This window comes from Paenibacillus humicus NBRC 102415, from assembly GCF_004000905.1.
In the GTDB taxonomy this organism is placed as follows: Bacteria; Bacillota; Bacilli; order Paenibacillales; family Paenibacillaceae; genus Paenibacillus_O; species Paenibacillus_O humicus.
Genome location: NZ_BIMD01000048.1, coordinates 25,162 through 37,487, shown reverse-complemented (window position 1 = coordinate 37,487; position 12,326 = coordinate 25,162). Strand labels below are relative to the sequence as shown.

Annotated in this window: 12 protein-coding genes; 10 read left to right on the top strand and 2 right to left on the bottom strand. The window is 62.5% G+C overall.

Annotation, left to right across the window (positions count from 1 at the left end; all coding sequences use genetic code 11):
- Window positions 1–363 precede the first annotated feature (363 nt).
- Together PHU01S_RS21405 and PHU01S_RS21400 are read right to left on the bottom strand one after the other, a co-directional pair.
- Window positions 364–741 (bottom strand): ribonuclease M5, encoded by a 378-nt coding sequence (locus PHU01S_RS21405; RefSeq protein ID WP_048744971.1) that lies wholly within the window; start codon window positions 739–741, stop codon window positions 364–366.
- A gap of 404 nt (window positions 742–1,145) precedes the next feature.
- The gene (locus PHU01S_RS21400; protein ID WP_127509846.1) at window positions 1,146–2,357 is read right to left on the bottom strand and encodes an MFS transporter; all 1,212 of its coding nucleotides are present in this window, start codon (window positions 2,355–2,357) and stop codon (window positions 1,146–1,148) included.
- A gap of 203 nt (window positions 2,358–2,560) precedes the next feature.
- Between PHU01S_RS21400 and PHU01S_RS21395 the strand changes: the two genes are divergently transcribed.
- The 10 genes from PHU01S_RS21395 (at window position 2,561) to PHU01S_RS21350 (ending at window position 12,317) form a co-directional block, all read left to right on the top strand.
- A complete protein-coding gene (locus PHU01S_RS21395) occupies window positions 2,561–2,986 on the top strand; it encodes a hypothetical protein (RefSeq protein ID WP_048744973.1) in 426 nt (141 codons plus the stop codon).
- Between the two features lie 95 nt (window positions 2,987–3,081).
- Complete coding sequence (locus PHU01S_RS21390; protein WP_127509844.1) at window positions 3,082–4,263, top strand: transglutaminase domain-containing protein; 1,182 nt, start codon at window positions 3,082–3,084, stop codon at window positions 4,261–4,263.
- Between the two features lie 301 nt (window positions 4,264–4,564).
- The gene (locus PHU01S_RS21385; RefSeq protein WP_127509848.1) at window positions 4,565–5,464 is read left to right on the top strand and encodes a metal ABC transporter solute-binding protein, Zn/Mn family; all 900 of its coding nucleotides are present in this window, start codon (window positions 4,565–4,567) and stop codon (window positions 5,462–5,464) included.
- Window positions 5,461–6,333, top strand: a complete 873-nt coding sequence (locus tag PHU01S_RS21380; RefSeq protein ID WP_127509842.1) for a metal ABC transporter ATP-binding protein — start codon at window positions 5,461–5,463, stop codon at window positions 6,331–6,333. Before PHU01S_RS21385 ends, PHU01S_RS21380 begins: the two co-directional genes overlap by 4 nt.
- Window positions 6,330–7,268 (top strand): metal ABC transporter permease, encoded by a 939-nt coding sequence (locus PHU01S_RS21375; protein ID WP_076353701.1) that lies wholly within the window; start codon window positions 6,330–6,332, stop codon window positions 7,266–7,268. Before PHU01S_RS21380 ends, PHU01S_RS21375 begins: the two co-directional genes overlap by 4 nt.
- Window position 7,269: 1 nt before the next feature.
- A complete protein-coding gene (locus tag PHU01S_RS21370; RefSeq protein ID WP_127509840.1) occupies window positions 7,270–8,154 on the top strand; it encodes a metal ABC transporter permease in 885 nt (294 codons plus the stop codon).
- A 254-nt stretch (window positions 8,155–8,408) separates the two neighbouring features.
- Window positions 8,409–9,161 (top strand): Cof-type HAD-IIB family hydrolase, encoded by a 753-nt coding sequence (locus PHU01S_RS21365; protein ID WP_076353705.1) that lies wholly within the window; start codon window positions 8,409–8,411, stop codon window positions 9,159–9,161.
- A gap of 7 nt (window positions 9,162–9,168) precedes the next feature.
- On the top strand, window positions 9,169–9,684 hold the full coding sequence (locus PHU01S_RS21360; RefSeq protein WP_076353707.1) for a DUF456 domain-containing protein: 516 nt from the start codon (window positions 9,169–9,171) through the stop codon (window positions 9,682–9,684).
- 41 nt (window positions 9,685–9,725) lie between these two features.
- Entirely contained in the window at window positions 9,726–10,457 is a 732-nt protein-coding gene (locus PHU01S_RS21355; protein ID WP_127509838.1) for a ThuA domain-containing protein, read from the top strand.
- A gap of 183 nt (window positions 10,458–10,640) precedes the next feature.
- Window positions 10,641–12,317, top strand: coding sequence for a putative polysaccharide biosynthesis protein (locus PHU01S_RS21350; RefSeq protein ID WP_127509836.1), 1,677 nt, complete (start codon window positions 10,641–10,643; stop codon window positions 12,315–12,317).
- Window positions 12,318–12,326 lie beyond the last annotated feature (9 nt).

Below are 12,326 nucleotides of genomic sequence, written 5' to 3'. Positions count from 1 at the left end.
CAAGCCCGGCAAGCCGCTGCGCCCAAGGCCGCTCGGCAAGCCGCCGCTCCTCCCATCGCTGTTGAACCCAGGTTCCTGTGAACTTGGCCGATACCTCGGTAGGAGCCCGGCTTCAAAGGCGACCGCTGCCGCTTTTCCGGATGCGGCGGCCCGCCTTCGCTGGCTAAGCAGCGGGCAGGAGCGAGCCGGCCGTGCGGCTGGGCAGCGCGGCAAGGGAAAGCCGGCCGCACCGTGAGTCCGGCTTAAAGAGAGCAAAAGCATAGCTGCGCCAATGGCGAGCCCGCTGACGATGCAGGCAAGGCTGCGCCGGCAGGCCGGCGCTGCTGCAAGGAGAAGCAAGACCTGCAGCCATAGCCAAGCTCCTTAGAGCCCGTCCTCTTTGGACCAGCGGGGCTCCGGTCCCGCATCGGGGAAAATAAGCTCGGACTCGAAGCCTGCCTTGAGAAGCTGCTCCAGCAGGTATTCCTCGGGTGTTCCTTCGACGCCGGGATACCCGCGCCGGGTATAGATATGCTCGGCGTCCGGGAACTCGTCGCGCAGAATGCCGCGGATGCGTCTGCCGGAAGAATCGTTGTCGGTGAAGATGTAGACCTGGCTGCCGCCGGCCTGCTTGCGAAGCGTCTCCAGCTGCTTCGAGCCCGGAGTGCCGAAGGTGCACAGGATCGGAACTTCTTCCGACAGCACGCGCCGGAGGCGGCTCCGGTCGTTTTTGCCCTCGACGATGATGACGGCTTCTTCCACGGGAATCGCCTCCTTATCCACTAAGATTAACCTTGGAGCGCCGGTTATTCAACGCCGCCCGGTTGTCTTTGCCCCAAAAAAAGGAGGCCTGCCGAATTCGGCAGGCCTCAAGTTTTATGAGAGCGGGAAACCAGTTCTCATATCGTCATTAGAAGCAGAAGCTGCTGATGATGATAACGAGCAGAATGAACAGAACGAGGATTGCGCCAGTGGAAGTCCAGACTCCTCCCACTGCTCCGCCTACGGGAGCACAGCCTACACCTGCACCTTCGACATAAGACATTGTATTGGTCACCCCTTTGCTGCTTGGTGGGGTCATCCGGCCGCCGTCCCGCGGGCAACGAGCTGGCGGTCCGTCAGACATGGTTCAGTATATGTCCCTGCATGGTACCCGCCCTGTGCATTCACCCAGTTCTCGGCAATTGGGCGGATGGCGCTGCGGGAATCCGGTTCCGGCCTCCCCCTCCGTGGAAGGGAAGGACGGCGACAGCGAGCATGAGGAAGACGAAGGAAATGTAGTACGGCGAGACGATATGCCGGACCTGGCCGGCGATCATAGGCCCGAGGAAAGCTCCGATGGAGAAGGCGATCGACAGGATCGAGAACGTGCGGCCGTACCGCTCGCTTCCGCTCAGCTCGATAAGCAGCGTCGAGAGGGCGGGGAAGATGACGCCTTTGGCCATGCCGACGACGAGAAGCATCGACACGAGCGGGGCATTGAATCCGGCTGCGATGCCGAAATAGGCGATGGCCAGCAGCAGGGCGCCCCAAAGCGTGCGGCGGAATGCCGGAATGCGGTTCAGGAACAGCATGCTCAAGGTGATGAGGCCGCCCGCGCTTACGACCGAGAACAGCCATCCGGTACGCATCATGCCCTCGGAAGTGGTGGACATGAGCGGGAGCTCGAAGCTGAGAATTCCTTGCGAGCAGCTGATGGCGACGGGAAGCAGGAAGACGATCCACGGGAACCCGCCGGAGTCGCAGACAGGGACGGCCGCCGCCGAAGCGAGCGCCGCCTTTGGCGGAGCGTGGCTCAAGGACCGCGGTCCCGCCGGCAGCACGGCCGACTCCTTGCGGTCGCGGATGAACAGAAGCGCGCAGATGCTGGTGCCGATCAAGATCCAGCCCAGCAGGTAAAAGGCGCTGGAGAAGCCGATGCGGGCGACGAGAAAGGCCCCCGCCGCGGGCGAGACGACCGACGCGAGCGTGTGGACAAAGCCGCTGCCGCTCATCAGCTTGCCCTGCTGGAGAGCGTTCGCCGCCATTCTGGCCAGCAAGGCGCTGCAGGCAGGAGACAGGAAGGCCAGGACGAAACCGCTGATCGAGCGGAGAACGAGCAGCTGCCATGGATTTGCGACCTGAGCCTGAAGCAGGAGGATGACGCCGGCTCCGAGCAGGCTGAAGACGATGAACATGCGGCTGCCGAAGCGGTCGATGCCGAAGCCGGCGATGATGTTGCCCGGCAGATGGGTGAGGGAGTACATGCCCATCATCAGTCCGATGAACGAAGGCGCGGCCCCCAGCGAGACGGCGTACGGAGTCAGGATGGGGTACTGGGCATGCAGATCGAAAAAGGCGACGAATAAAAACAGGTACAGCCACATGGCGGTTCTCACGTTGTTGCCCTCCTTCAGGCTTGCGGACTCGGCTTGTTCAGGACTTTACTACTTGTACGCCCTTGCGGGACAGGATATGCTTTATCGCCGCCTCTGCGGCCGCGTTTACGCTCCCGGCAGCGTCGGTTATAATGGGACTATTGACCGCGGGGCCGGATGCCGGCCCGGGGAACGCGGATATGCGACAGGGGGCATGGCGCGTCATGGACAGCTTGGGTTACGATTATGAGACATGGAGCACTTTTTTCAAGGAGAACTGGCTTGTGCTCGCGGTAGGACTCGTCATCCTGCTGCTGGTCATCGGCATTGTGCGGACCGTGGCGAAATGGGCGCTTGCGGCGGTCATCGTCATCGGCCTTGTGCTGTACAGCGGCTACAACCTGCAGGATCTGAAGGGTCTCGGAGGCAAGGTCCGCGATCAGGCGGTGACCGCCATGGCCGGGGAAGCGGGCAGCGCCCAGTACATGGACAACGGCGACGGCACCTACACGGTCAAGACCGACAATCTGGAGCTCAAAGGAAAAAAGGGCGAGGATAAGGTGAATGTATCGTTCAAGGGGGCTCCGCTCGGAACATGGAGCATCGACGGCACGATCAGGGCGCTGATCGAAGGCGCCCGGGGTAAGTAGCCTCAGAGACGCCGATGGCGGAGAGAGCGGACGCTCTTTCCGCAGCGAAGCATAGGACTTCGCCGTAAAAGGACAACAGGGGAGGGGGCATGCACATGTCTACGGCCATCATCCAGAACAGTCTCCAGCCGCTCCTTGACCTGGAGCCGGTATCGCTTGCCGTGCTGCTTGTCATCGCCGTTTCCCTGCTTCAAGGCTTCGGAAGAGGGGCGAGGAATTCCTCGCAGCGGCTGTTTCATTTCATTTGGGAAGGGGTGCTGCTGATTGCGGCGCTGGCCGGCGCGGCCAAGCTGGCGCAGCTGCTCTCCTCTCCCGCCAGCCGCTGGCTTCAAGCCCATGTCCATCTCCCGCAGAAGGAGATGGCCGGCCTGGAGCAGGCCTGGTATACGTTCCTTACGAGCGTGAGGGACCTGCCTCTGCTTCGCTTCGGCGTTTTGTTCCTGATCGGCTATGCGCTGCTCCGCCTGCTGCTGTCGACCCTGACGCCTCTTGCGTGGAGAGCGTTCGGAGCGGCGGCTTATCCTGCCCGCGAAGCAGAGGAAGGCGTCGAAGAAGCCCGCAGCGGCCGTTCAAGCAGCCGCGCCGCGGGAGCCGTCATCGGCGGCCTGCACGGGGTCGGCCGCTCGTTCGTGCTTCTCGCCCTGCTGTTTCTCTATGTATCCGTATTTCCAACGGCTCCGTTGGCCGGGAACATCGAGAGCTCCCCGGTCTACCGCCAGGCGGCGGACAAGCTGCTGCAGCCGGTTGCCGGAGGTCTGCTCGCAGGCAGCGGTCCGGTCATTACGGAAGCGGTCGGCAGCGAGTTCCAGCAGGTGCTGCAGCGGAGATACGAGATCATCGACTCCAACATCCCGGCCGATATCGGAGACGCCGCCAGGAAGGTCGCAGCCGGCGCAGGCAGTGACCGGGATAAGGCGGAGCTTCTCTACGAATGGCTCGGCAAGCGGATCGCCTACGATTGGGACAAAGCGGACAATTACACGTCCAAAGGCATATGGAAAGAGCAGACGCCGGAGGAAACGTTCAAGTCCCGCAAGGGCGTATGCATCGATACGGCTCGCCTGTACGCGGTCATGGCGCGCTCGGCCGGACTGGAGGTCCGGGTCGTGACGGGGCTTGGAGCCGACGGCCGCGGAGGGTTCGGCAGCCATGCCTGGAATGAGGTCAAGCTGATGGACGAAGGCGGCAAATGGATTCCGCTTGATGCGACCTGGGCTTCGACCGGCGATTGGTTCGATTCGGCGGATTTTGACAAAACCCATGTCAGAAAGATCTGAATTGGTTTGGAAGTAAACATTTTTGCATTCGGATAATGACTTGATAGATAAGGGTTTTTCGGATCCAAGCACTCCTTAGGAGTGCTTTTTTTTGTTTTCCGGAATATCTGTTGGCAGAATAAAAATATGTTGCGCTATGGAAACTTTATTGTATACTATAAAAAATAAGTCTTATGGCCAACTGAAGGGATGTCCACGGAGGCATCATGGCGCGGTCGAGGGGGAGAGGGATTTGAAGGCAGGAAGATGGAGAAGGAGAGTGGAGAGGCTGGCTCTGACAGGCTTGCTTCTGTCCGTGCTCATGGTTGCCCAGGCCTGTTCGGGCTCCGGCGATGCCGGAGCCGGGAAGAGCGGGGGCGAGCTGGCCGTGACGGCGACGACGGGAATGATCGCGGACGCTGCCGAGGCGGTAGGCGGTGACCGGGTGCGCGTGGCGGCGCTGATGGGACCGGGCGTAGACCCCCATCTGTACAAGGCTTCGCATGGGGATATGGTCAAGCTCGACAAGGCGGACATCGTCCTGTACGGAGGTCTGCATCTCGAAGGAAAGATGACCGAGGTGCTGCATAAGCTCGGCCGCTCCCGGACGGTTGTCGCTGTTACGGACGGAATCCCGCAGGGGAAGGTGATGGAGACCCAGCCCGGCAGCCCGGATCCTCATGTCTGGTTCGATGCGGAGCTGTGGATGCATGCGGTGGAGAAGATCCGGGATACGTTTGCGGCGAAGGATCCAGAGCACGCCCAGGCTTATCGGGAGCGGGCCGACGCTTATCTGGCGGAGCTGCGGAGCCTCCATCAGTATGCTTCCGACAAGCTCGCTTCCATTCCGGAGCGGCAGCGGGTGCTCGTGACCGCCCATGACGCCTTCGGCTATTTCGGACGGGCCTACGGGCTGGAGGTGAAGGGGCTGCAGGGAATGAGCACGGCATCGGAGTTTGGCTCGAAGGATGTCGCCGAGCTGCGGGACTATCTGGTGGCCAACGGCATTCCCGCCGTCTTCGTCGAATCGAGCATTCCTCGGAAGTCGATCGAATCGGTCATGGAAGGGGCCGGCCGGATGGGCCATAAGGTCGTCATCGGCGGCGAGCTGTTCTCCGATGCGCTCGGAGAAAAGGGAACTCCGGAAGGAACGTATATCGGCATGTTCCGCCACAATGTCGACACCGTCGCAGAGGCTTTGAAGGGAGAGAGCGGATTATGAACGCATATGAAGAGGCCGCAGCCGATAGGGACATTCAAGACGCGGGAAAGCCGAAGCGCATCGTCCTCGAAGTGGCAGGGCTGAGCACGGCTTACCGGAACCGTTCCGTGCTGCGGGAAGTTACGTTCGCGGTTCCGGAAGGGGAGCTTGTCGCCATCGTCGGACCGAACGGAGCCGGCAAGTCGACGCTGATCAAGAGCATTCTCGGCCTTACGCCGACGCTTGGAGGAGAAGCGAAGGCATTCGGCGAGACCATCGATGCCGCCCGCAAGCGGATCGGATATGTGCCGCAGCGCGAGTCGGTCGATTGGGACTTTCCGACGCATGCGCTCGATGTCGTCATGATGGGACGGTACGGGCGGCTGGGCTGGTTCCGCCGTCCCGGCCGCAAGGAGCGTGCCGTCGCTCTGGAGTGCCTGAGGGGGGTCGGGATGGAGGCATTCGCCGAGCGCCAGATCAGCGAGCTGTCCGGCGGCCAGCAGCAGCGGGTGTTCCTGGCGAGGGCGCTGGCGCAGGATGCGGATCTCTACTTCATGGATGAGCCGTTCGCCGGCGTCGACGCGGCGACGGAGAAAGCGATCGTCGAGCTGCTCCGCAAGCTGCGCGCGGACGGGAAGACGGTCATCGTCGTCCACCATGATCTGGCGACCGTTCCGGAGTATTTCGATTCCGTGCTGCTCCTGAATGTAACGGTCCAGGCTTTCGGCCCTACCGCCAAGGCATTCACGGAGGAGAACCTCCACCGCACGTACGGTGGACGGATCGGATTTGCCGGGGCAGGCGCCGCTGCCGCCGCCAGCGGGAGGCAGGATGATCCGGCTCCGCGGCAGGATGCCGTCCATACGTTCCAGGGAGGCGGGCGGCTATGACCGGGTTATGGGCTTCCATCGAGGCGCTGGCCTCCGACCCCAACCTGCGCTGGATCGCGCTCGGCTGCATGCTGCTCGGCCTGAGCAGCGGCATGATCGGCTGCTTCGCCTACTTGCGCCGGCAGAGCCTGATGGGCGATACGATCGCCCATACGGCGCTTCCCGGCATCTGCGTCGCTTTCCTGCTAACGGGGGTCAAGTCGCTGCCGGTATTCATGCTCGGCGCCGTGGTTGCCGGCATCGCCGGCACGCTGGCGATCCGCCTCATCACCTCGCGCTCGCGGATCAAGGCGGATGCGGCGATGGGCATCGTGCTCTCCTCGTTTTTCGGCATCGGCATCGTGCTGCTGACGATGATCCAGCACAGCGGAGACGGGAGCCAGAGCGGCCTCGACAAGTTCCTGTTCGGCCAGGCGGCTTCCATGGTGGGCAGCGACGTGCGGCTGATGGCCGGAGTCTGCCTGCTGCTGGCTGCCGTATGCACGCTGCTCTTCAAGGAGTTCAAGCTGCTGTCGTTTGATCCCGCCTTCGCCAAGGGAGCGGGATTCCCGACGGGGCTGCTCGATTTTATGATGCAGGCGCTCGTCGTCGTGGCCGTCGTCGCCGGCATCCAGGCCGTCGGCGTCGTGCTCGTCGCCGCCCTGCTCATCACTCCGGCCGTATCGGCCCGCTTTTGGACGGAGCGGCTCGGCAGGATGATCCTCCTGTCAGGGCTGTTCGGGGCTGTCAGCGGCTTGCTTGGAGCCTGGATCAGCTCGCAAGTGAGTCAGCTCCCGACCGGCCCGGTCAGCGTGCTGGCGGCAGCGGCGATCTTTCTCTTGTCCGTCGCCTTCGGCAGCCGCAAGGGGCTCGTTGTCGTCGCGCTGACCCGGAGGGGCATGCGGCGCAGCCTGGAGCCGGCAGCATCCGCAAGCAAGGCAAAGGAGGCCGGCTGACATGATGGACTTCTGGATTCTGCTGACCGGCTCTCTGGCCGCCGTGAGCTGCGCCGTGCTCGGCTGCTTCCTCATCCTGCGCCGCATGGCTCTGATCGGAGATGCCATCAGCCACTCGGTCTTGCCGGGAATCGTCATCGCTTATATGTTCAGCGGATCGCGGGATTCGATCCTGATGCTCATCGCCGCCGCCTTCATGGGGCTGCTCTGCGTCTTTCTCATCCAATGGTTCAACCAGCGCGGGATCCAGAGCGATGCCTCGATCGGCGTCATCTTCACCTCGCTGTTCGCGATCGGAGTCGTGCTCATCAGCCTGAACGCCAGACAGGTCGACCTCGACCTGGACTGCGTCCTCTACGGGGAGATCGCTTATGCGGCATGGAATACGCTCGAGATCGGCGGGGTCGGCATCGGGCCGCGCTCCGTATGGCTGCTCGGGGGAGCGCTGACGCTGATCCTCGCCGTCATCGGACTGTTCTACAAGCAGTTCAAGCTGTGCGCGTTCGACCCGCTGCTGGCGGCGGCGCTAGGCATTCCGGCCGCCCTCTTCCATTACTTGCTGATGGGCCTCGTATCGGTCACGACGGTGAGCTCCTTTGAAAGCGTAGGCGCGATTCTCGTCGTCGGACTGCTCGTCATTCCGCCGTCCACCGCCTATCTGCTCACCGACCGCCTCGGCAGGATGATCGCGATCAGCGCGGCGTGCGGCGTGCTCTCCACGTTCCTGGGCTTCCTGCTCGCGGTATGGCTGGACGCTTCCATCGCCGGCTGCATCGTGGCGGCCGCCGCGGCATTGTTCGCGGCCGCCTTCGTCCTCTCGCCGAAGCATGGCCTCATGGCGGGACGGCTGCGGCGGAGACGGAGAAGCCTGGAGGGAGCCGCCTGAGCGGCTCTCTTCTTTTGCGGCTCTTTCTCCCATCGATGGCAGACGGCCGGATGCCGGCCTGCCGTCGATGTTTTTTATTTACGCAGACGAAAAGAGCGGCTCCGTAGCCAAAATACCATGCAGATGCGCCAAAATAGGCAGGCGCGCGGCCGCAGCGCCTCGGCGTATAATGAATCCAGCCGGCTGAATCGCATTTGGAATCCTTGTCCGATATGGTAAAATATCAAGCAACACCATCTGGCAGGGAGGAACATATGAGAGATTACAAACTGCTTGCCCTCGATATGGACGGGACGCTGCTGACGGACGAGCAGACGATAAGCGAAGAGAACGCGGAGTGGATCCGCCGGGCGATGGAGGCGGGAATAACCGTTTGCTTCTCGACCGGAAGGGGCTTCCAGGGAGCTTTGCCGTTCGCGGAGCAGCTCGGGCTGGACACCCCGATGATCACGGTCAACGGAAGCGAGATCTGGAGCAAGCCGCATGTGCTCTACCGGAGGACGCTCATGAACGCCTCGGAGATCAAGCGTCTGCACAGGCTTGCCGTCCAGCATGCGGAGCCCTGGTTCTGGGGATACTCCGTCGAGGGCGTCTTCAACAAGGAAAAGTGGATCGAGCCGGCGGACGGCTACGATAATTTCCACTGGCTCAAATTCGGCTATCATACCGAGAACGACTCCATCCGCGAGGAGATCCGCCGCGAGGTCGAGAGCTGGGGCTCGATGGAGATCACCAACTCGTCTCCGTGGAATCTCGAGCTCAATCCCGCCGGAGTGAACAAGGCGACCGCCATCCGCGAGCTGTGCGGCGTGCTCGGCATCGAGATGTCCCAGGCCGTCGCTGTCGGAGACAGCCTCAACGATATCGAGGCGATCCGCCAAGCCGGGCTCGGCGTCGCCATGGGCAATGCCCAAGCGGCCGTCAAGGAAGCGGCGGACGCCGTTACGCTGAGCAACAACGAGCATGGAGTCGCGCATGTCATCCGAGACATGCTGCTGAGAGGGTGAGCCGGCGATGACGCTCGCGATCATCGGATGGATTCTCGTTGTCATCCTGTTCCTTGTCGGCATGGCCGGAACGGTCTATCCGATCCTTCCGGGAGCGCTCGCCATCTACGCGGCCTTTTTCGTCTACGGCCTCTTCATCAGCTTCTCGCCGTTCGGCTGGATGTTCTGGACGATCCAGACGCTCATCGTCGTCGTCCTGTTCATCGCCGATTACGCCGTGAGCGCCTGGGGCGTCAAGAAGTTCGGCGGCTCCCGCGCGTCCGTCGTCGGCAGCACGATCGGACTGATCGTCGGGCCGTTCGTCATTCCGGCGTTCGGCCTCATCATCGGCCCGCTGGCTGGAGCGATGATCGGGGAGCTGTACAAGATCGCCATGGACAAGGAGCCCGTATCGGGACCGATCCTGAAGCGCACCTTCATGTCCGGCATCGGCGCCGTCGTCGGCCTGCTGTCGAGCACGGCAGTGAAGATCGTCCTGCAGCTCGCCATGATCATCCTGTTCATCCTCTGGCTCGCATTCTGATGTCCATTTTCCCACTACCTACTTAAAGGAGCCCATCGACAATGATCAAACTGACGATCTGGAACGAATTCGTCCACGAGAAAGAACATGAGGAAGTCCGCAACGTCTATCCGGACGGAATCCACAACGCGCTGGCCAAAGGGCTTGCAGACTCCGGCCTCGACATCAAGACGGCAACGCTCGAGGAAGCGGAGCACGGCCTGAGCGAGGACGTCCTGAACAACACCGACGTCCTGATCTGGTGGGGCCATATGGCGCATGACCGCGTCGAGGACGCCATCGTAGAGCGCGTGCACAAGCGGGTCATGGAAGGCATGGGCCTCATCGTGCTCCACTCCGGCCACTTCTCCAAAATCTTCAAGAAGCTCATGGGCACGGGCTGCGACTTGAAATGGCGCGAAGCCGGCGAGCGAGAGCGCATCTGGGTCGTCGATCCCGCGCATCCGATCGCTGCCGGCCTGCCGGAGCAATTCGCGCTGGAGCAGGAAGAAATGTACGGCGAGCACTTCGATATCCCGGCTCCGGACGAGCTTGTGTTCGTGAGCTGGTTCGAAGGCGGCAACGTCTTCCGCAGCGGCTGCACGTTCCACCGCGGCCAAGGCAAGATCTTCTACTTCCGTCCTGGCCACGAGACGCATCCGACCTACTACGATGCCAACGTGCTGAAGGTCATCTCCAACTCCGTCAAATGGGCGGCTCCGTCCGGCGCGGCTGTTCCGGTCCGCGGCCAGAGCGTGCCTTCTCTGGAGCCGATCTCGCCTAAAAACGTCTAATTCCGGCCGCGCGCAAGCCCGCTGCGGCAAAGCCCTCCGATCCCGCAGATTTCTCTGCGGGATTTTTTGTCGCCGCGGCCGCGCAGGCGCGATCCGGGATGGACGGGTGTGGGGAGGGACCGTTTTGTGGTACACTAGCAGGGTCATTCGTATTATTCGTGAAGGAAGAAGGAACCCGACAACATGGTCAAAAAAGACTCCCTCATCCGGGGCACTCTGATTCTGGCGGCGGCCGCGCTCATCGCTCGGGTGCTGGGACTGTTCCAGCGGGTTCCGCTGGATTATATGTTCTCCGGACCCGGCAACGGGTATTTCGGCATCGCCAATACGGTCTATCTATACCTGCTCATCATCGCCACGGCCGGCATTCCGAGCGCCATCAGCAAGATGGTTTCGGAACGCTACGCGCTCGGAAGGCCGCGCGAAGCCCAGCGGATCTACCGCGCCGCGCTGCTGTTCGGCGCCGTCACCGGCGTCCTGCTGTCGACGCTGCTGTACATATTCGCGCCTTATTACGCCTCCAGCTTCGTCCGCACGCCGGAAGCCTCCTCGTCGATCCGGGCGATCGCGCCGGCGCTGCTGCTGTTCCCGATCATCGCGATGATGCGCGGCTACTTCCAAGGCAGGCAGATGATGTCCGCAGGCGGCATTTCCCAGATCGTCGAGCAGATCGCGCGCGTGCTCGTCGGCATCGGACTTGCGCTTGTCGTGCTCAATCTCGGCTGGACGGACCGCTGGATTTCCGCCGCCGCGACCTTCGGCAGCGTGTTCGGCAGCATCGGCGCCTTCCTCGTCATGCTGTACTACGCCCGCAAGCTGAAGCGCTCCGACATGGAGGAGGAGCGCTCGCTCGGCCGGGGGGAACGGGAGAGCGCGGCAGCTTCCGAAGCGGCTGCGCCTCCGGTGCGGCTGCGCAGCATCTACAAGGAAATCTTCACCATGTCGGTTCCGATCGTCGTCACGGCAATGACGGTTCAGTTCATCTATCTGATCGACTCGACCTTCTTCATCCGCTGGACGGACAGCTATTACAGCGCTTATGACACGGCGAGCCGCATCCGCGATTATCTCATCTTCAACGCGCAGTCGATCGCCGGCATCCCGCCGATTCTGGCGATCGCGCTCAGCCAGTCGATCATACCGGTGCTGTCGGCCGCCAATTCCGTCGGACGGCTGGATGAAGTGCGCAAGCAGGCCTCGCTCGTCATGCGGATCGTCGTCTTCACCGGCGTTCCTGCCGCCCTGGTGCTGACGGTAGGAGCGCATTCCGTCAACGGGCTGCTGTTCTCGGATCCCGGCGCCAGCGGCGTCGTGGCCGCTCTGACGATCGGCACGATCTTCCAGATCACGATGATGACGAGCAACTCGATCCTGTTCGGACTCGGCAACCCCCGCCCGGCGATGATCAGCGCCATCATCGGCTACGCCGTCAAGATCGTCGGCAGCCTGGCGCTCGGCCCGCTGCTGGGCGGCTACGGCTTCATCATCGCTTCCATGCTCTGCTTCATGATCATCACCTGGCTGAACATGAGGGTGATCCAGAACAAGGTGGAGCTGAACGTGCTCGGCCGCCGCTGGCCCGCCTACCTGCTGACGATCGTCATCGCCGCTGCGGCAGGCTACGGAACCGACATGACCGTCCGAGGCGTGCTCGGCTCGATTCTGCCTTCCAAGCTCGTCTTTTTTGCAGGCACAGTCGCCACTGGCGCGGTGATGGGCATCTTCTACCTGTTCCTTCTGATCGCGCTCGGCGTCATCAGGGAAGCCGACGCCAGCTCCTTCCCTGGCCCTCTGCGCAAGATCCTGCTTCCTCTGGTCCGCCGCTTCGGACGCCGGGAGACGGAAGCGCAGGGCTCCTGACCATGAGCC